Origin of the sequence: Sulfitobacter sp. 1A15258 (assembly GCF_043557045.1) — a bacterium.
Taxonomy (GTDB): Bacteria; Pseudomonadota; Alphaproteobacteria; order Rhodobacterales; family Rhodobacteraceae; genus Sulfitobacter; species Sulfitobacter faviae.
In genome coordinates this window covers 214,086-234,146 of the sequence record NZ_JBIFFK010000002.1, presented here as the reverse complement: position 1 = coordinate 234,146, position 20,061 = coordinate 214,086, and the positions used below count along the sequence as shown (strand labels likewise).

The window sequence follows — 20,061 nt, the reverse complement described above, 5'->3', positions numbered from 1 at the left end:
GGCCCCACGCGGGCGGGGCGTTCAAAAAACTAGGGTTACAAAGGGGCAATGATCGCTTTGCCGGTCTGGTTTCAGCGCGGCAGCGGGATGAGAGAAATTTCGCGCATCACGGGTGTTGCGCGCAGGGGCCGGTCGCCTTTCCGCGTCGCCCCCCTTCCAGCGGTGGCAAGCCCCCGCCAATCACCAGCGGGCCAAGGAACCAAGCATCAGCCCCATGGTTTTTCAGGTAAGCTTAAAAAGGAGTATACCCATGCGAATGAGCGCATTGCTGATCTTCGGCGCCGGTGCCGCGAGCCTCGCCTATCTGATGAAACGCCAGTCCCGCGCCCAAAGGGCGGTGGCATATGACCGGGCGCAAGACCACGTCCGCGTCGCGGGCCCGCGCGAGATGATCGACCCGCCCCGCAGATGGAATATCGTGGATGAGGCGGTCGACGAATCCTTCCCCGCCAGCGATCCGCCCGCGACCTATTGATGGCGGGCTGCGCGTGGCCGGTTAGAATACGAAGTTCCGATTCTGAGCCACCGCGCTTTCCGTCAGGTCGCCTTGCAAGAAGATCACCCCATGTGCGCCAAGGCCGACCGCAACACCGCCCTCTCGCGCCGTGATCTCAAGATCATCGAGCCCCTTGATGCCAGAGAGCGAGAGCTGGATCACATCGACGCCGGGGGTGAAGTCGGTGATGACATCGCCCTGTGCCACTTCGCCCTCGGAAAAGCCGAAAACGTCGTCGCCGGTCCATCCCGTGACGGTGTCTGCCCCCGCCCCGCCGACGACCGTGTCATGCCCGATGCCGCCGTTTAGCTGGTCTTGCCCCTCCCTGCCGGAAAGCTGATCGTCGCCCCGGTTGCCCAGCAGATGGTCATCCCCCTGCTGGCCGACCAATAGGTCATCATCGTCGAAGCCGCGCAGAGTGTCGTCTCCGCCCCAGCCGTGGAGCGTGTCCTCCCCCGGTGCGCCGCGCAGGTCGTCGTCACCGCGCCCGCCAGTGAGGCTGTCGTCACCGCCATGGCCATTGATCACGTCGTCGCCATCCCCGCCATGCAGCGTGTCGTCCTGACCAAAGCCGCCGATCGTGTCGTTTCCATCCGTGCCGGTCAGGTCGTCCGCCGCGCCGCTGCCGTCGATCTTTTCCCCGCCCGCCGTCGGCCCGGCGTCGAAGGTGATCTCGATCACTTCGAAGGGTTTCAACCGCAGCTCGACCTGCGGGCTGTCAAAGCGGCTGTCGGTGAATTGCGCGCGCACGTCATGTTCATCGTAGAAATAGGCCTGCCCATCCACCTGAACAGAAGCCGAAGGGGTATGGCCGCCATCGCTGCGCCAATGGAACCCGTCGGAACTTTGCGCGGATTGATCCATGCCGATTTGAATGCCGGTCGCGGTCGCCCCCTCGGGCACCAATCCGGCGAAATCGACATCGAGGTTCAAAACCTCCATCGACCGGGAGGAGACATAGATCACGGTCTTGTCTTCGGACTGATAGGCTTTGATCTCGAAACTGCCATCGGCTCCCTCGAACTCGGTCGCGACCAATTCAAGCCCGGGCAGGCTCTCGCTCATCAAATCAAAGATTCCCCCCCTGACCGAGTTGGTCAGCCGCCCGTCGGGATCGAGAACCGGGCTTTCCTTGGGGCCGCCCGCAAGGTCGCTGTCGGTATTGTGCTGAACGGGCCAGAAAAAGGCGCGGTCGACCCCTGTTTCCAGCATGTTTTCAAGCTGTTCCTGAAGGGTCGAGGCGGACCTTATGCCTACCTCATCATAGTCCCGCGTGCGTATGTTCCATTCGGTGATATGCAGGTCCAAGTTGATCCATGGATGCTTCCTCCTATCAGTGATGTGACCCACATCACCTTGGCACATTGCGATGCCGTCGGGAGGGGGTATCCACCCCATCAGTTCTCAGTGACAATCAACAGGGGCGGCCCTCCATTTTTCACATAAGGGGGCCCAGAACGCAAAAATCGGGCGTTTCCGCCCGATTGACTTATTTTGCTTGCGAAATGGACATTTCAACCCGGCCAATGGCTATTTATTGGTGGTCAGAACAATAAGGCGCATTTAATCACCCACACTTACTATGCCCGCAGCTCCCGCAGGTCATGCAGCCCTCGACCATCCGCATGTCGAACTGACCGCAAGACGGGCAGGACTTGCCGCGCGGGGCGTCGAGGCCGACGACCTTCGCCTGCGGGTCGGTCTTCAGCCCCATGCCCTCGCCCGCGATGAAGCCGGTGGCGATCATGTGGCGCTCGATCACGCCGCCAATGGCCGCGAGGATCGAGGGGATGTATTTACCCTGCATCCAAGCCCCGCCGCGCGGGTCGAAGACGGCTTTCAGTTCTTCCACCACGAAGGAGACATCTCCGCCACGGCGGAACACGGCCGAGACCATGCGGGTCAGCGCCACGGTCCAGGCGAAATGCTCCATGTTCTTGGAGTTGATGAAGACCTCGAAGGGACGGCGGTGGCCGTTCAGCACGATGTCGTTGATGGTGATGTAGAGCGCGTGCTCGCTATCGGGCCATTTGACCTTGTAGGTGTTGCCCTCCAACTCGGCGGGGCGGTCCAGCGGATCGGACATATAGACAATCTCGCCGCCTTCGCTGACCTGATCGGGGCTGTCGGCAGGGGCCTTGTCGCTCTTCTCGGAAGAGACGCTCAGGACCGAACCGGTTACATCGTTGGGGCGATAGGTGGTGCAGCCTTTGCAGCCCGTGTCCCACGCCTGCATGTAGACGTCCTTGAAGGCATCAAAGGAGATGTCCTCGGGGCAGTTGATGGTCTTGGAGATCGAACTGTCGATCCACTTCTGCGCTGCGGCCTGCATCTTGACGTGATCGGCGGGCGGCAGGGTCTGGGCGTTGACGAAATAGTCGGGCAGCGGTGCATCGCCCTTCAGCTCGCGCCACATCTGCACGGCGTAGTCGACGACCTCTTCCTCGGTCCGGCTGCCGTCTTTTTGCAGCACCTTGCGGGTGTAGGCATAGGCAAAGACCGGCTCGATCCCCGAAGACACGTTGCCCGCGTAGAGGCTGATCGTGCCGGTGGGGGCGATGGAGGTCAAAAGCGCGTTGCGGATACCGTGTTCGCGGATCGCTTCGCGCACGTCATCGTCCATCTGCTGCATGGTGCCGGAGGCGAGGAATTTCTCAGCATCGAAGAGCGGGAAGGCCCCCTTCTCTTTCGCCAGGTCCACGCTTGCCAGATAGGAGGCGCGGGCGATGGCTTTGAGCCATGCCTCGGTCTGCGCCGCCGCCTCGTCAGAGCCGTAGCGCAGGCCGACCATCAACAGCGCATCGGCAAGGCCGGTGACGCCCAGACCGATGCGGCGCTTGTTCTGCGCCTCGGCAGCCTGTTCGGGCAGTGGGAAGTTCGACACATCGACCACATTGTCCATCATGCGAACGGCGGTGGCGACCAACTCGCTCATCGCGTCTTGGTCGAGATGGGCGTCGTCCTCGAAAGGCTGGGCAACCAGACGGGCAAGGTTGATCGAGCCCAGCAGGCAGGCGCCATAGGGCGGCAGCGGCTGCTCACCGCATGGGTTGGTTGCGGCGATGGTCTCGCAATAGTTCAGGTTGTTCGCGGCGTTGATACGGTCGATGAAGATCACGCCCGGCTCGGCACAATCATAGGTCGCCTGCATGATCTTGTTCCACAGATCGCGCGCCTGCACGGTTTTATAGACCTTGTCGCCAAAGACGAGGTCCCAAGACCCGTCGGCCTTCACGGCCTCCATGAAGGGGTCGGTGACCAGCACGGACATGTTGAACATGCGCAGGCGCGCGGGGTCGGACTTGGCGGCGATGAAATCCTCCACATCCGGATGGTCGCAACGCATGGTCGCCATCATGGCGCCGCGGCGGGAGCCTGCGGACATGATGGTGCGGCACATGGCGTCCCAGACATCCATGAAGGACAGCGGGCCGGAGGCATCCGCAGAGACGCCTAACACATCCGCGCCGCGCGGGCGGATGGTGGAGAAGTCATAGCCGATTCCCCCGCCCTGCTGCATGGTCAGCGCGGCCTCTTTCAGCATGTCGAAGATGCCGGACATGCTGTCGGGCACGGTGCCCATGACGAAGCAGTTGAACAGCGTCACGCGGCGCGCGGTGCCGGCGCCTGCGGTGATGCGGCCCGCGGGGAGGTATTTGAAATCCTCCAGCGCGTTGAAAAACTTGTCTTCCCAGACGTCCGCCTTCGATTCGACCTGCGCGAGGTCGCGGGCGATGCGGCGCCATGTGTCTTCGACCGTGACGTCCTTCGGGGTGCCATCGGCCCCTTTAAAACGGTATTTCATATCCCAGATTTGTTCGGCGATCGGGGCGGTAAAGCGGGACATGGGGTAACTCCTGAGGTCAGTGGCAGGGGCTCTTATTAGCTAGGCTCCGCCTGAGAGAAAACCGGAAAATTACGCTCCATCATACAAGAATTTGCATGTGATTGAAATCCAACTACCTTATATGGCGTGGATCAAAGGAATCGCTGGGGGGCGATGTGACCGGCAAAATGAACCTGATCAAGCTTTCGGTCGGCACCGAAGGCGTCGAAAGCCTCGCCAAATGGCAGGCGCGCAAGGACGTGCGCACGCATGACGGGCTGCCGCGCCATGTGACCCGCATGTGGCCCAAGCGCGAGGCCGAGATTCTCAACGGCGGCTCGATCTACTGGGTCATCAAGGGCGTGATCCAAGCCCGCCAGCGCATCGTCCGGCTGGAGGAGGTCACCCGCGCCGACGGCATCCGCCGCTGCGCCATCGTGCTCGACCCCGAGATCATCCGCACCCAGAACAGCCTACGCCGGGCCTTCCAAGGCTGGCGCTACCTCAAGCCCGAGGACGCGCCGCCCGATCTGCCCGAGGGCCGCGAGGCCGAGGCGGAACTGCCCGTGGAATTGAACCGCGCCCTGGCCGAGATCGGCGTGCTCTGAGCTTCAGTCGGCGTAGAGCGCCTCGATCTGATCCCCATAGAGTTCGTAGACCTCGGCCCGGCGCACCTTCATCGTCGCGGTCACCTCGCCGTCGTCGTGGTCAAGCTCCTTGCGCATCAGCCAGACCTTCTTGACCTGCTCGACCCGCGCCAAATCGCGGTTTTGCTTGGCCACCTCCGCGTCGATCAATTCCTGCACCTTGGGGTGCTCGGCCAGCGAGCGGAAGGTGGTATAGGCGATCCCCTGCCCCTCGGCCCAGAGCCGCACGGTGTCCATGTCGATCTGCACCAGCGCCGTCACGTAGGGCCGCTTGTCGGCCACGGCGACGACCTCCTTGATGAAGGGGCTGGCCTTGATGACATTCTCGATATGCGCGGGTGCCAAGTTCTTGCCCGCCGCGTTGATCATGATGTCCTTCTTGCGGTCGATCAGCGTGATCGAGCCATCGGGCTCTTCGCGGCCTACGTCGCCTGTATGCAGCCAGCCGTCACGGATGGTCTCGGCGGTGGCCTTGGGGTTCTTGTAATAGCCTTTGAAGATCGTCCCGCCGGCAAACAGCACTTCGCCATCCTCGGCGATCTTGGTGCGCACCCCGCTGACCGGGAAGCCGATGCGCCCGTCGCATTGCCCCCAAGACGGCTGGATCGTGCCCACGCCCGAGGTCTCGGACATGCCCCACGCCTCGCGGATGTTCACCCCGATACCGCGCATGAAGCCCAGCAGCTCGGCGCTGATCGGTGCGGCGGCTGAGATCGCGAAAGTCGTTCGGCCCAGCCCCAGATAGCTGCGGATATGGCGGTAGACCAGCGTATCCCAAAGGGCATGCGCCATGCGATCACCCGCGCTCCACTTATCGCGCCGGATCATCCCGCGCCGCTGCGCGCCTTTCAGCGCCATAAGCGTCATCGGCCCTTTGATCCGCCCGGCGGTCTGCGCCTGCACCAACACGCCCGCCTGCATCTTCTCCCAGATCCGCGGCACGCCGAAGAAGACTTGCGGTGCGACCTCCCGCAGGTCGAGCGTGATGGTCCGAAGGCTCTCGCCGAAGTTCATGACGAATTGCTGCGCCAACCCGTTGATCACCGTCACCGCCTGTTCCGCGATGTGGCACAGAGGCAGGTAGCTCAGCACATCCGTCCCGGGCGGGTAGTCGCCGAAGACATCCCGCGCCACGCCTACGCCCGCGTGGATGTTGCCATAGGAAATCTCCGCCGCCTTGGGCAGGCCGGTGGAGCCGGAGGTGAAGACCATCATGGCGGTATCGTCGGGCTCGATCCCCGCCTGCCGCGCGCGCAGGTCGTCAGCAAGATCCGCCAGCCGCGCCCGGCCCCGTTCCAAAAGCGCGTCGAAACTGATCAACCCCAGCAGATCCTCGCCCCGCGTGCCCTTGGGGTTGAAGATCACCAACTGCCGCAGCTGCGGCACCCGGTCACCCAACTCCTTGATCTTGTCGAGCTGTTCCTGATCCTCGATGAACAGCACCGTGCTGTCCGAGGCGTTGATCAGATGCTCCAGCTCCGCCGCCGGGCTGGTGGGATACATGCCCACGACCACGCCTGCCGCCGCGTTGATGCCAAACTGCGCCTGCACCCATTCGCTGCGGTTCTCACTGAGAATGCCGACATGATCGCCCGCCTCCAGCCCCAGATCGACCAGCCCCGCTGCCGTGGCCTGCATGATCTCCTGAAACCCCGTCCAGGTAATCTCGTTCCAGATGCCGAATTCCTTTTGCCGCATCGCCACGCCCTCGGGGCAGTTTTCGGCATGGTTGTGCACCATGCGCACCAGCGGCGCGAAGTCGCCCTTGAACTCGTCGAATGCCATGGCGGGCCTCCTTAGCTGAGCCAGCGTTTGCGGCGCTTGTAATGTTTCACGTCGCGGAAGGACTGCCGCGCGCCGCCCTCCTCGCCCATGCCGAGGTAGAAGGACTGAATGTCCTTGTCGCCGCGCAGCTTCTCCACATCGCCTTCCATGACGATCTGGCCGCTCTCCATGATGTAGCCGTAGTCGGCGACCGAAAACGCCACGCCCGCGTTCTGCTCCACCAGCAGGATCGCGGTGCCGTCCTCTTGGTTCAGCCGCTTGATCGTGTCGAAAATCTCAGCCACCACCTTGGGCGCCAGCCCCAGTGACGGCTCGTCCATCAGAATGAGCTCGGGCCGCGCGATCATCGCCCGGCCAAAGGCCAGCATCTGCTGCTCCCCGCCCGACAGATAGCCCGCGATCTGCCGCCGCCGCTCCTTCAGCCGCGGGAAGAAGGCATAGACCTTGTCGTAATCCGCCTTCGCCTGCCGCCGGTCCAACGCGTATGAGGCCGCGATCAGATTATCCTCCACCGTCATCTCGCTGAAGATCCGCCGCCCCTCGCGCACGTGGAACAGACCCTGCTGCACCAGACGGTCGGGCTGGATCGTCATGATCGACTGCCCCTTGAAGGAAATCCGCCCCTCGCCGACCTCTCCGTTCTCCAGCGCCAGCAGGTTGCTCGCCGCCTTCAGCGTCGTGGTCTTGCCCGCGCCATTGGTGCCAAGCAGCGTGACGATTTTACCGTCCGGCACCTCAAGCGACAGCCCGCGCAGCGCCTGCACCGTGTGGTGATAGGTCACTTCGATGTTCTCGATGGTCAGCACGCGAGGCCCTCTCTCTTTTTGGCCAAAAATACTTCGGGGGTCCGGGGGCCGCGCCCCCGAACCTGTTTCGCTTACACGGTGAACCAGTCCGATTTTGGCGTGAACAGCCCATCCTCGGGGTTATAGCCATAGACCCGGCCGGTCCCGATAGCGTTGTTCTCCATGCTCACCGGCCCGCCAAAGAAGCCGCCCGAATCCCAGTCCGAAATGCCTGAGAGCTTCTCGGCGATGTTGTCCGGTGTCAGTTCCAGCCCGGCCTCGGCGGTGTCGCGGAAGGCCTTCATGGCGATCTCCAGCCCGCACATGGTCTGGATCGCCCATGTCGACATGTAGTTCTCCAGGGGCGTGCCCGCGAACATCTGCTTGCTGAGTTCGGCATACTGCTGGTAGCGCGGCGCGTCTTCGCGGTCGTAGAAATAGCGGTAGGGCATGACGCCTTCGTAGCCAGCGAGGAAGGGCCCAGCCTCGGCGGTGATGCGGTCGGCGATGAGCTTTTCCATGCCCCAGAAGGTGCCCTTGAACTTGACCGGCAGACCGAACTGCCGCGCGCCGCCGATGAGCTGCGGCCAGACGCCGGTGACATAGCCCTGCAGAATGCAGTGATCCGCGCCCGATTGCGCCAGTTTGGTGACATGGGTCGGGATGTCGGCGCCCTCGGCCTTGGTGCTTTCCTCCAGCACGACCTCAAGGCCAAGCTCCTCGGCGGTCTTGCGGCCATGCTCGATCGGATCGCGCCCGAACTCGGTGTTGGAGAAGATGAAGGCCACCTTCTGCCCGCCCTCGTTCTTGATGTTCTGCAGCAGGATGTCGAACTGGCTCTGGTAGGTCGGGCCCGAGAGATACTGGTAGGGGTGCGTCTCGGGGTTGGCGAGTTCCGAGGCGAAGGACGTGGAGCCCATGATGCGGGCGTTCTCGCCCTTCAGCTCGGGCGCGATCAGCTTCATCGCGCCGGTGCTGTCGGCGAAATAGCCGATCATGTTCTTGCCCTCCGAGGCCAGCGCGCGCTGGTAGTTATTGAGCGCGTTCTGCGGCACGTAGCCGGAATCCTCGGTGACGAAGCGAATAGGCACACCCGCCACGCCGCCCTCGTCGTTGAAAAGTTTGGTCGCCATCGCGAAGGCGGGCGCGACGAGCTGGCCCGCGGTCGCAAACGGCCCGGTGAGCGGTAGCGAGGCCCCCAGCACGTATTCCTTGGGCTGGGCGCGCAGGATCATCGGCGTGCCGATGGCCGCCGTCGCGGCGGCCGTGGTGGCGAGGAAGGATCGGCGGTTCATGGTCATCTGTCTTCTCCCTGATGTGGCCTTCTTGGGGTTACCCGCGCGCAAACGGCCAACGGTTTGCGGCGCGCAGGATACGGTCGACGATCTGGTTGATGCCCAAGGGCTCCTTGAGCAGAAACAATACCAGCAGCACGCCAAAGGCGATCTGCTGCAAGGGCGCGCGCAACTGGCCCGCCCCCGCGCTGTCACCCGCCAACGCGCCAAAGAGCACCTTGATCAACTCTGGCACCATGACGACGATGATGACGCCGAAGACCGGCCCCATCGTGCGCCCCATGCCACCGATGATCAGCGCCGCCACGAGGTTGAGCGAAAGCGCCAGTTCGAACTGCTCAGGCAGGATGCGGGCGTAGAAATAGGCGAAAAGCGCCCCAGCGAGGCCGCAGTAAGCGGCAGACAGGGCAAAGCTCATCAGCTTGTAGCGCAGCAGCGAAATGCCGAGGATCTCGGCGGAATAATCACGGTCGCGGATCGCGATAAAGGCACGGCCCACGCGTGTGCGAATGAGGTTCTGAGCGGCCAGCAGCGAGACGAGGCCCACCACGGCGATCAACCCGAACATCTCGCGCTTGGTGTCGAGTTCCCAGCCCAGCAGGTTTGGCACGTTTGTATTGATGCCGACCATGCCGCCGGTCCAGGGGGCGAAGAGGTCTTCCTCGATCAGGAAGATCACGATGAAATTCGCCGCCAGCGTCGCCACGGCGAGGTATAGCCCCTTGACCCGCAGGCTGGGCAGGCCGACCAGCACGCCGACCGCCGCAGCCAGTGCCACGGCAAGCGGGACCGAGACGAAGGGCATCAACCCCGCCGGGATCACCCCCGCGCCGAGGTTGCCGAAGATCGTGACCGCATAGGCGCCAATGGCGACGAAGGCGCCGTGGCCGAGGGACACCAGCCCGGTGTAGCCCGTCAAGATGTTGATCCCCACAACGGCGATCAGCAGGATGCCCATCTGGCTCGCGATCAGGATCAGGTAGTCGTTACCGAACAGGGTAAAAAGCACGAGCGCGAGGATCGACCCATAGACGAAGGCCTGTTTGTAGCGGTTGTTCAGCACCCGCTCGTCGGCGGCATAGCTGGACTTCAGATTGGCGTTGATCATATCCGCTCGACCTCCTTTTGCCCCATGAGGCCGTGCGGCCGCCAGATCAGCACCACCAGCACGGTGACATAAGGCACGATTTCGGCCCAACCGCCGCCCATTTGCCATTGGGTCATAGCCTCAAGCACGCCCACGACCATCGCCGCGATCAACACGCCGACATAGCTGTCCAGCCCGCCCATAAGTACGATCGCCAAGACCGAGAAACCGAAGAGCCCGAGGCTCGGCGAAATCCCGTTACGCGTGGCGAGGATCGCACCCGCGATGGCGCCGGTGGTACTGGCCAGCACCCAAGCACGAGAGAAGACTTTGGGCACCGAGATACCCATCGAATAAGCGGTGGACTGGTCCTCAGCCGTCGCGCGGATGGCGATGCCGCCCTTGGTGAACTTCACGAAGGCGACGATGCCGCCGAACAGGAGCAGCGCCACGGCCATGTTCACGAGGTCCGTGCCAAAGAGGAAGATCATCGTGCCGAAGAGTTCAAAACGGATCGGCATATTGGGCGCGATATAGGGCACGCTTGCGGCATCCGCCGTCCAGATCAACTGCGCCGCGCCCGACAGGATCGAGATTAGACCCACCGTCACCATGATCATGGCAAAGATCGACTGCCCCATCAGCGGGCGCATCAGCACCCGCTCGATCACGCGGCCGAGGATCGCGTTGCAGACCAGCGCCCCAGCCAGCCCCAAGAGGATGCGCGGCAGGTTCGCCACCCAGTCGAGCACCGCCGCCACGGGCGAAAACATCGGCAAATCACCCCGCATCCCGACCATCCAGCCGGGCTGCCATGAGGCCAGCCAGCCGGGCGCCCAAGGCTGGCCGGGGACGATCACGGCGAAGGTGAAATAGAAATAGGCGCCGAACATGATCAGGTAGCCATGGGCGAAATTCACCACCTTGGTGGCCTTGTAGACGCTCACGATCCCCACGGCGATCAGCGCGTAGATCGCCCCGGCCATCAGCCCGTTGATCGCAAATTGCACGAACTGCCCCATCAGAGCGCCTCCCTTTCCTTAGCCTCGGAATTTTTCAAAAATTCCGGGCCGATTTCTTTCAAAGAAATCGTCATGCCGCGGCCCCCAGATAGGCTTCGATCACCGCCGGGTTGTTGGAGACCTCCTCGGGCGTGCCGCTGGCGATCTGCTGGCCGAAGTTCAGCACGACGATGCGGCTACAGATGTCCATCACCATATGCATGTCATGTTCCACCAGCAGGATCGTGGTGCCGAACTGCTCTTGCACGTCGAGGATGAACCGCGCCATGTCGGCGGTCTCCTCGCGGTTCATCCCCGCCACCGGCTCATCAAGCAGCAACACGCGCGGGCGCATCGCCAAGGCGCGGCCCAGTTCGACCCGCTTTTGCAAACCGTAAGGCAGCATCGTGATCGGGTATTTGCGGATGTGGTCGATCTCGAGAAAGTCGATCACCTGCTCTTCGATCTCGCGCCGCAGTTCCAACTCGGCCTTCTGCGCCGCCCCGAAATAGCGCAGCGCCTGCCAGACGTTGGTATTGAGCCGCGTGTGGCCGCCCAGTTTGATATTATCGAGCACGGTCATGCCGCGAAACAGCGCGATGTTTTGGAAGGTCCGCGCCAGCCCCAGCCCAGCACGCTTGTCGGGGCTGAGCGTGGTAATATCCTGCCCGTCGAAGGACACCTGCCCCCGATCCGGCTTGTAAAATCCTGAAATCGCATTGAAAAGTGAGGTTTTGCCCGCGCCGTTGGGGCCGATCACCCCGGTGATCTCTCCGGCCTTGGCTTCGAAATTCACCCCCTGCAGCGCCTTGATGCCGCCAAAGGACAGATGCAAATCCTCAACCCTCAGCAATCGCCCACTCCCATGCGGCGACGGCTGCGGCCCCCCGCAAGGGGCGCGTGACATCCGATCATCGACGGATCCTCCCTATGTCCCGACCCCTGCCCCTTTTGGCGGTGCTTGTGGTATCGGCCTGTTGACCCTTTCACCCTATCCGAAGCGCGGCATCTCGCAAGTCTTTCGATAAGACGCGCGGCAAAGCGCCCCCGCGCCGGAGCGGCTCGGAGGGTGCAATCATATGGAAGGGAAGGGAAAAACCCGCGCTCGTGACGCTACGTCAGGTCAGCTGTGCGATCAGGGTTTGCAACGCTTTCCGGCTGTGATCTTCCAGCGGCGCCAGGCGCGACCGCCAGAGCGTCGCCTGCGATTGCAGGATCAGCCCGTCGCTGAGGATCTTCAGGTGATTGGCGCGCAAAGTCTCCCCGCTGGAGGTGATGTCGGCGATGGCCTCCGCGGTCTCGTTCAGCACCGTGCCCTCGGTCGCGCCTTGGCTGTCGACCAGCGCGTAGTCCGCCACACCGTGGGTGCGCAGGAATTCCCGCACCAACCGGTGGTATTTTGTTGCAATGCGCAGGCGGAAGCCATGTTCTGCACGGAAGGCGGCGGCGGCGGCGTCGAGATCATCCAGCGTATCGACATCGACCCAAGCCTGCGGCACCGCGATGATCAGGTCGGCATGGCCAAAGTTCAATTCCTCCAGCGGCTCGACCAGTTGATCCCAAAGCGCCAGTTTTTCCTGCACCAGATCGGTGCCGGTGACGCCCAAATGGATCCGCCCTGCCGAGAGTTCGCGCGGGATTTCACCCGCCGAGAGAAGAACGAGCGAGACATCCTCGATCCCCTCGACCTTGCCCGCATACTCGCGGTCGGACCCGGTCCGTTGCAGGCTGACGCCGCGCGCGCCGAACCATTCAAAGGTCTTCTCCATCAGCCGCCCCTTGGACGGCACACCCAGTTTCAGCGTCATTGCCCGGCCTCCAGTTCCAGCATCAGGCCGGGGCGCATCACGCCGCCCACCGCCGGGATTTCATCGCCCTGCCCCAGTCGCCGGGTCAGCGCGTCATAGCGCCCGCCGGTGGCGATGCTGGGCAAATCGGGCCGTGAGGCCGCGCGGAAAGCAAAGACGAAACCGTCGTAATATTCCATCGATGACCGGCCATGGCTGGCCTCAAAGAGCAGCGCGTCGGTGTCGATCCCGCGGGCGCGCATCGCATCGGCGCGGGCCGCGACACGGGCCACAGCATCGCCGATGGCGGGCATGTCCACGGCCAGATCGCGCAGGCGGCTCAGCGCGTTCGGCAGGGTTTCCTTGACCTCCAACAGCGCTTCGAAAAGGTCGACCTGCTGCGCGGAGATCGGCGGCGTCTGCGCATCCTCGCGCAGGGCCGCGACGCGGGCTTCGATCTCGGCCCGTGAGCGCAGCCCCACCATCGGCGCGTCGCATGTCACCTCGGCCTCGGCCAGCAGCGCCTTGCGCCCGGCAGGCACCGGGCTGCGCCCAGCATAGCGGTCGAGCAGCGCGCGAAAGCGGCGCGGGCGCCAGATGTGCCGCATCAACGCCTGTTTGCGCGCGGGGGATGTGCCCAGCCCCTGCACCGCCGCCATCAGCACGCCGATATCGCCCGTCACGGGACGCACCGGCAGGCCCTGCATCGCCTCGGCAATCAGGGCGAAAACCTCGGCATCCGCCGCCGCCGGATCGGCGCGGTCGAAGACCTCAAAACCGACCTGAATGTATTCGTTGGCGCGGTTCGGGTCGTGCTCCTGACGGCGGAAAACCTCGCCTGAATAGGTGTAGCGCGCGGGCTCGGCCCCATGGGCCATATGCATCTGCACCACGGGCACGGTGAAATCGGGGCGCAGCATCTGCTCCCCGCGCAGCGCGTCCGAGGTGACATAGGCGCGCGCGCGGATATCCTCGCCATAGAGGTCCAGCAGCGTGTCCGCCGGTTGCAAGATCGGCGGCTCGACCAGAACGGCGCCCTGCCCCTCGAAAATCGCGCGCAGGGAGGCCGCGCGCGCCAGCGTTTCGGAACGTGTGGGCATCAGCTTGTCCGATCCAGAATATCGCGCACCGCCTTGATCAGATCGCCGCGTGGCACCTCATATTGGTTGGGGCGCTCTTTCCACTCGTCATGGCTGGCCTCTTGCGCCAGTTGCGCGCCCAGCACCATGTCCTTGATCTGCACCACGCCGCGGTCCTTCTCGTCACCGCCTTCGATGACGACCACGGGGCTTTGCCGCTTGTCGGCGTATTTCATCTGGTTGCCGAAGTTCTTCGGGTTGCCGAGGTAGACCTCCGCCCGGATGCCCGCCTGCCGCAGCTCGGCCACCATGGCCTGATAATCGGCCATGCGGTCGCGGTCCATCACGGTAACGACGACGGGGCCTGTCGCTTCGGCCTCAAGCCGCCCTTTGGCGGCCAGCGCGGCGAGCAGACGGTCGACACCGATGGATACGCCGGTCGCTGGCACTTCCTGCCCGGTGAAACGCTTCACCAGATCGTCATAGCGCCCGCCGCCCGCGACCGAGCCGAAGTTGCGCGCGCGGCCCTTCTCGTCTTTGATCTCGAACGTCAGTTCGGCCTCGAAGACCGGGCCGGTGTAATAGCCAAGGCCGCGCACGACCGAGGGGTCGATCTCCACCCGATCGGGGCCATAGCCACCCGCTGCCAACAGGTCCGAGATAAGCTGCAACTCATCCACGCCCTGCACGCCGACCTCGGAGCCTGCCACCAACTCGCGCAGCCGCGCCACGGTCTCAGCCCCGGTCTCGCGCTTGGCCTGCATGAAGCCCATCACGACATCGGCCTGCGCCTCGCCCAGCCCTGCACCTTTGGTGAAATCGCCACTGTCGTCCTTGCGGCCCTCACCCAGAAGCGCGCGCACGCCCTCCGGCCCCAGCCGGTCGAGCTTGTCGATGGCGCGCAGCACGATGCCGCGCTCGGCTTCCTTGTCGTCGCCCGCAAGCCCCGCCACTTCGAGCACGCCGTTCAGCACCTTGCGGTTGTTCACCCGCACCACATAGTCGCCGCGTGCAATGCCCACTTCCTCGAGGCAATCGGCCAGCATGGCGCAGATCTCGGCATCGGCAGCGACCGAGGGCGCGCCCACGGTATCGGCGTCGCACTGGTAGAACTGCCGGAACCGCCCCGGCCCGGGCTTCTCATTGCGCCAGACCGGGCCCATGGCGTAGCGGCGGTAGGGCATCGGCAGGTCGTTGCGGTGCTGGGCATAGACCCGCGCCAAGGGTGCTGTCAGGTCATAGCGCAGCGCCAGCCAGTCACCGGGTTTGTCGCCCTCTGCATCCTCCTGCCAAGCGAACACCCCCTCGTTCGGGCGGTCCACGTCGGGCAGGAACTTGCCAAGCGCCTCGACCGTCTCCACGCCCGAGCTTTCCAGCGCGTCGAAACCATAGCGGTGATAGACGGCGGCGATCTTGTTTAGCATCTCGGCCCGATGGGTCACCTCGGTCCCGAAATAATCGCGGAACCCTTTCGGGGTTTGCGCCTTGGGACGGGGGGTTTTCTTGGGCTTTGCCATGGCAAGGATCCTCGGTGCATCAATTGGCCTCGCGTCTAGCCCAAGCCCCCCGCAAGAGCAAGTAACGCGGCATCCCGCCCCTGTCCCGCGCCGCCGGTCCGTGCTAGATCGCGCAAAAAGGATGCGCGCCATGACTGACCAAAGCCCTGATCACACCCCAGACCAAACAGCCGAGCATATCAGCCGCCTTGAAGAGCAGATCGCCCATCTGACCCGCGCGGTCGACGATATGTCAGAAATCGTCACCCGTCAGGAGGCCGAGATCGTCACCCTGAACCGCCGCGTCCATATGCTGATGCAGCGCGAAGGAGAGCGGGACGCCTCGGGCGGTGGCGCGGTGCTTTTGGGCGATGAGCGCCCCCCGCATTACTGAGCGGCAGCGCCGCGCACCCGTCAATTGGCTGATTTCATTGCCACTGCGGCGACGGCCCCGTCATGCACCAGCACTTCGGACCAGCGCGCGGTCTGGCCCAAACGCTCATAGGCGCTGACGAAAAAGGTCGTCTTGTCGAGCGTGCCGATCTGCCGCCCGCAGGGTTTGCCGCGCCCCGCCCCGCAGACGCGGGCCTTGATCGCCTCATAGGCCGCGTCGGTCTCGGCGGTGGGCAGGTTCTCTCCCCCCGGGCCGTAGTGTAGTTGCTCATAGATCGTGGGCGTGCCGAATAGCACATTGGCCGCCGTCAACTGACGCGCGCAATCATCCGCAAAGCCGGTGATGTAGAAACTGCGCGCCCCGGCGCTGCCGGGCTGCGAATCGAACAACCGGTAGCCCCGCGCCGCAGGTTCCTCGACCAGTTGCCCCAATTCGCTCAGATCCAGATCGCAGACACGGGCCACCTCGCCAAACGGCAGGACGGTGCCGAATGAAACCTCGGAGACCTGCGGGTTCGGCGCGGAAGGGGCCATGGCGCAGGCGGACAGCAGCGTCCCCATGATCAAAAGGCCGATGCGTCGTTTCATGCTCTGCTCCCCGTTGCTTGGCAGGCAGGTAGCGCAGCCACCCGCCGCCGTCCACTGGATGCGGCAGCGGGCGGCACAGAGGTCAGATTTCCTCGACCTCCATCACCCCGTCGAGCGAGCGGATCGCGCCCTTGATCTGCGGTGTCACCGGGAATTCGCGCCCCAGATCGACCTCGACCTCACCGGGCAGGCTTGGGTCCATCAGGCAGAATTGCACCGGCCCCTTGCCCGCCGCCTTGACCGCCTGCCGCGCCCCGGCAAGCACATCGGCCACCGATTGGATCGCCCCCGGCCCGTCGATGAAGACCCGCAGCCCCATGCTGCCCGCATCCGCCACCGCCGCGTCGATCGGCCCGATGCCGCGGGCCAGCAGCTTCAACTGGTCGCTTTCCATCGTGGCCTCCACGGTGATGACGACCTTGGAGCCGACCTCCAGATGATCGCGCGAGGCTTCGAGCACGTCGGAGAAGATCGTCACCTCGTAGCCGCCCGTGGGGTCCGAGAGTTGCGCAAAGGCAAAGCGGTTGCCGCGCGCCGACTTGCGTTCCTGCCGCCCGGCCACGACGCCGGCGAGCCGGGCATTCATTGCGCCCCGGGTGCTGACCTTCTCGTTCAACTCATCAAGCGTCAGGAAGGGCAGCCCGGTCTCGCGCGCCCATTTACGCTTAAGCGGCGGCATGTAGTCGTCCAGCGGATGGCCCGAGAGGTAGAAGCCGACGGCTTTGAACTCCTCGGCCAGCCGTTCGGCCGACTGCCAATCGTCGCAGGGCAGCATCCGCGGCTCGGGCAGATCGTCGCCCGCCTCTCCGAAGAGCGACACTTGGTTCGAAGCCTTCTGCTCGTGGATTGCGGCGGAGTAGTTTACCAGCCCGTCGAGCGACTGGAACACCCGCCGCCGGTTGCTGTCGAGCTGGTCGAAAGCGCCCGAGCGCACCAGCATTTCCAGCGGGCGCTTGCCGACCCGTTTGAGGTCCACCCGCCGTGCGAAATCGAAAAGCGTGGTGAAGGGCCGGTCGACACCATCGACCTTGCGCCCCTCGGTCACCAGTTTCATCGCCTCGAGCCCGACGTTTTTCAGCGCGCCCAGCGCATAGACGAGTGCGCCGTCGACCACCTTGAAGGTGGCATCCGAGCGGTTGACGCAAGGCGGCACCCAAGGCAGTTCGAGGTGCTTGCGCACCTCCTCGAAGTAGATCGCCAGCTTGTCGGTTAGGTGGATATCGCAGTTCATCACCCCGGCCATGAACTCGACCGGGTGGTTCGCTTTCAGCCATGCGGTCTGGTAGCTGACCACCGCATAGGCCGCGGCGTGCGACTTGTTGAAACCGTAGTTGGCGAATTTCTCCAGAAGGTCGAAGACCTCCGCCGCCTTCTTCTTGTCGACGCCATTGGCCATCGCGCCCTTTTCGAACTTGGGGCGTTCCTTGGCCATCTCCTCGGCGATCTTCTTACCCATGGCGCGGCGCAACAGGTCCGCACCGCCGAGCGAATAGCCCGCCATGACCTGCGCGATCTGCATCACCTGTTCTTGGTAAACGATGATGCCTTGGGTTTCTTCGAGGATGTAGTCGATGCTGGGGTGCACCGATTCCAACTCGCGCTTGCCGTTCTTGACCTCGCAATAGACCGGGATGTTCTCCATCGGGCCGGGGCGGTAAAGAGCCACAAGGGCGACGATGTCCTCGATACAGGTCGGCTTCATGCGCTTGAGCGCATCCATCATGCCGCTGGATTCCACCTGGAAGACCGCGACGGTCTTGGCGCTGGAATAAAGGTCGTAGGTCGCCTTGTCGTCGAGCGGGATGGTGGCCACGTCGTCGACATGGCCCTCGGGCGGCTCGTAGATCTGACGTCCGTCCGCCGCGATATGCAGATGCCGCCCGCCCGCCTTGATCTGGTCGAGCGCGTTCTGGATCACGGTCAGGGTCTTCAGACCCAGAAAGTCGAACTTCACCAGCCCGGCCTGTTCGACCCATTTCATGTTGAACTGCGTCGCCGGCATGTCCGAGCGCGGGTCTTGGTAGAGCGGCACCAGATGATCCAGCGGGCGGTCGCCGATCACCACCCCCGCCGCGTGGGTGGAGGCGTTGCGCAGAAGCCCCTCGACCTGCTGGCCGTAGGTCAGCAGCCGGTCAACGACCTCCTCGTTCTTGGCCTCCTCGCGCAGTCGCGGCTCATCCGCCAGCGCTTTTTCGATGGAGACGGGCTTCACCCCCTCCACCGGGATCATCTTCGACAGCCGATCGACCTGCCCGTAGGGCATCTGCAGCACCCGCCCGATGTCGCGCACCGCCGCCTTCGACAAGAGCGCACCGAAGGTGATGATCTGCCCCACCTTGTCGCGGCCGTATTTCTCCTGCACGTAGCGGATCACCTCCTCGCGGCGGTCCATGCAGAAGTCGATGTCGAAGTCGGGCATGGAGACCCGCTCGGGGTTGAGGAACCGCTCGAAGAGCAGCGAATAGCGCAAAGGATCGAGGTCGGTGATCGTGAGCGCATAGGCCACCAGAGAGCCCGCACCGGAGCCCCGCCCCGGACCGACCGGGATGTCGTTGTCCTTGGCCCATTGGATGAAGTCGGCAACGATCAGGAAGTAGCCTGGGAACCCCATGCCCTCGATGATGCCCAGCTCGAAATCGAGCCGTTTTTGGTATTCCTCCACGCTCACCGCATGGGGGATCACCGCCAGACGCGCCTGCAGGCCTTCATTGGCCATGCGGCGCAGCTCGGCGACTTCGTCGTCGGCGAACTTGGGCAGGATCGGATCGCGGCGGTAGGCCATGAAAGCGCAGCGCTTGGCGATCTCGACGGTGTTGCTCAGCGCCTCGGGCAGGTCGGCAAAGAGGGTCGCCATCTCGGCCTGCGACTTGAAGTAATGCTGCGCGGTCAGACGGCGGCGCGGCTGGCTCTGGTCGACATAGGCGCCCTCGGCGATGCAGATCAGCGCGTCATGCGCCTCGTACATGTCGGGCTTGGGGAAATAGACGTCGTTGGTCGCGACCAGCGGGATGTCCATGGCATAGGCCATCTCGACAAAGCCACGCTCCGTCAGGCGCTCGGCCTCGGGCTGGCCGCCGTCTTCCGGGTGGCGCTGCAACTCGACGTAGAGCCGGTCGCCGAAAGCCTTGTGCAGCCGCGCCATCAGCGCTTCCGCCGCCGGGCGCTGACCGCCCTGCAACAGCATCCCCACCGGCCCCGAGGGACCGCCGGTGAGACAGATGAGATCGGCGCTCAGCGCCTCGAGTTCCGCCAGCGTGACCTCCGCCGCCGCCCCGCCCTTGTCGAGATAGAGGCAGGAGTTCAGCTTCATCAGGTTCTCGTAGCCCAATTCGCTCTGGGCCAGCAGAACCACCGGCGCGGGCGGGCGCGGTTTCTCGCCCGGCTGCACCTCGACATAGGCCACGTCGACCTGACAGCCGATGATCGGCTGCACGCCCGCGCCCGACATGGCGACGGAGAACTCGAGCGCGGCGAACATGTTGTTGGTATCGGTCAGCGCCAGCGCGGGCATTTCCGCGTCACGGCACATGCCGGGCAGCTTTTTCAGCCGCAGCGCGCCTTCCAGCAGAGAATACTCGGAATGGCTGCGCAGGTGAATGAATCGGGGAGCATCTGACATGGGCGCAAACTATGCCAGCCGCCTGCCCGGCACCAGCGCCCGATGCCGCGCGCGCGCATTTTTCGCCCAAGGTATTTTTTCTTGCCAAAACGCCCCCCACCCCGCTAGCCTGACCTCTACCTCGCCCGCGCCCGGTTCTACGCCGCATCGAACCCCGCGCATGTTTACGGGCCACTT

The 20,061-nt window shown here is 64.0% G+C and carries 16 protein-coding genes; 3 read left to right on the top strand and 13 right to left on the bottom strand.

Going from position 1 to position 20,061, the window contains the following annotated elements; genetic code table 11:
- Positions 1-250 precede the first annotated feature (250 nt).
- Positions 251-475, top strand: a complete 225-nt coding sequence (locus tag ACGYK9_RS05230; RefSeq protein ID WP_394413392.1) for a hypothetical protein — start codon at positions 251-253, stop codon at positions 473-475.
- Positions 476-496: 21 nt separating this feature from the next.
- On the opposite strand, the gene ACGYK9_RS05225 is transcribed toward ACGYK9_RS05230, so the two are convergent.
- Both ACGYK9_RS05225 and ACGYK9_RS05220 read right to left on the bottom strand, forming a co-directional pair.
- On the bottom strand, positions 497-1,804 hold the full coding sequence (locus tag ACGYK9_RS05225; protein WP_394413389.1) for a calcium-binding protein: 1,308 nt from the start codon (positions 1,802-1,804) through the stop codon (positions 497-499).
- Between the two features lie 259 nt (positions 1,805-2,063).
- A complete protein-coding gene (locus tag ACGYK9_RS05220) occupies positions 2,064-4,343 on the bottom strand; it encodes an adenosylcobalamin-dependent ribonucleoside-diphosphate reductase (protein ID WP_394422425.1) in 2,280 nt (759 codons plus the stop codon).
- Between the two features lie 167 nt (positions 4,344-4,510).
- On the opposite strand from ACGYK9_RS05220, the gene ACGYK9_RS05215 reads away from it, so the two are divergent.
- Entirely contained in the window at positions 4,511-4,930 is a 420-nt protein-coding gene (locus ACGYK9_RS05215) for a DUF1489 family protein (protein ID WP_067260830.1), read from the top strand.
- 3 nt (positions 4,931-4,933) lie between these two features.
- Here the strand turns inward: ACGYK9_RS05215 and ACGYK9_RS05210 are convergent, their stop codons facing one another.
- The 9 genes from ACGYK9_RS05210 to hisS form a co-directional block, all read right to left on the bottom strand.
- Complete coding sequence (locus ACGYK9_RS05210) at positions 4,934-6,754, bottom strand: AMP-dependent synthetase/ligase (RefSeq protein WP_394422423.1); 1,821 nt, start codon at positions 6,752-6,754, stop codon at positions 4,934-4,936.
- 11 nt (positions 6,755-6,765) lie between these two features.
- Positions 6,766-7,560 carry an ABC transporter ATP-binding protein gene (locus tag ACGYK9_RS05205; RefSeq protein WP_394414975.1) on the bottom strand — a complete coding sequence of 265 codons (795 nt, stop codon included), beginning with the start codon at positions 7,558-7,560 and terminating at the stop codon, positions 6,766-6,768.
- Between the two features lie 71 nt (positions 7,561-7,631).
- Positions 7,632-8,840: an ABC transporter substrate-binding protein gene (locus ACGYK9_RS05200; protein ID WP_322329088.1), complete on the bottom strand. Its 1,209-nt coding sequence runs from the start codon at positions 8,838-8,840 to the stop codon at positions 7,632-7,634.
- 31 nt (positions 8,841-8,871) lie between these two features.
- On the bottom strand, positions 8,872-9,942 hold the full coding sequence (locus tag ACGYK9_RS05195; protein WP_394414972.1) for a branched-chain amino acid ABC transporter permease: 1,071 nt from the start codon (positions 9,940-9,942) through the stop codon (positions 8,872-8,874).
- Positions 9,939-10,943 (bottom strand): branched-chain amino acid ABC transporter permease, encoded by a 1,005-nt coding sequence (locus ACGYK9_RS05190; RefSeq protein WP_394414969.1) that lies wholly within the window; start codon positions 10,941-10,943, stop codon positions 9,939-9,941. Before ACGYK9_RS05190 ends, ACGYK9_RS05195 begins: the two co-directional genes overlap by 4 nt.
- A 70-nt stretch (positions 10,944-11,013) precedes the next feature.
- Complete coding sequence (locus ACGYK9_RS05185) at positions 11,014-11,829, bottom strand: ABC transporter ATP-binding protein (protein ID WP_394414966.1); 816 nt, start codon at positions 11,827-11,829, stop codon at positions 11,014-11,016.
- Positions 11,830-12,040: 211 nt separating this feature from the next.
- Positions 12,041-12,730, bottom strand: coding sequence for an ATP phosphoribosyltransferase (gene hisG / locus ACGYK9_RS05180; protein WP_394414964.1), 690 nt, complete (start codon positions 12,728-12,730; stop codon positions 12,041-12,043).
- Complete coding sequence (locus ACGYK9_RS05175) at positions 12,727-13,809, bottom strand: ATP phosphoribosyltransferase regulatory subunit (protein ID WP_394414961.1); 1,083 nt, start codon at positions 13,807-13,809, stop codon at positions 12,727-12,729. Before ACGYK9_RS05175 ends, hisG begins: the two co-directional genes overlap by 4 nt.
- On the bottom strand, positions 13,809-15,305 hold the full coding sequence (gene hisS / locus ACGYK9_RS05170) for a histidine--tRNA ligase (RefSeq protein ID WP_394414958.1): 1,497 nt from the start codon (positions 15,303-15,305) through the stop codon (positions 13,809-13,811). Before hisS ends, ACGYK9_RS05175 begins: the two co-directional genes overlap by 1 nt.
- Positions 15,306-15,483: 178 nt before the next feature.
- Between hisS and ACGYK9_RS05165 the strand changes: the two genes are divergently transcribed.
- The gene (locus tag ACGYK9_RS05165) at positions 15,484-15,678 is read left to right on the top strand and encodes a SlyX family protein (RefSeq protein WP_082851915.1); all 195 of its coding nucleotides are present in this window, start codon (positions 15,484-15,486) and stop codon (positions 15,676-15,678) included.
- Positions 15,679-15,698: 20 nt separating this feature from the next.
- Here ACGYK9_RS05165 and ACGYK9_RS05160 read toward each other — a convergent pair whose 3' ends face one another.
- Both ACGYK9_RS05160 and dnaE read right to left on the bottom strand, forming a co-directional pair.
- Complete coding sequence (locus ACGYK9_RS05160; RefSeq protein WP_394414955.1) at positions 15,699-16,265, bottom strand: hypothetical protein; 567 nt, start codon at positions 16,263-16,265, stop codon at positions 15,699-15,701.
- An 82-nt stretch (positions 16,266-16,347) separates the two neighbouring features.
- Positions 16,348-19,884, bottom strand: coding sequence for a DNA polymerase III subunit alpha (gene dnaE / locus ACGYK9_RS05155; protein ID WP_394414952.1), 3,537 nt, complete (start codon positions 19,882-19,884; stop codon positions 16,348-16,350).
- Between the last annotated feature and the right edge of the window lie 177 nt (positions 19,885-20,061).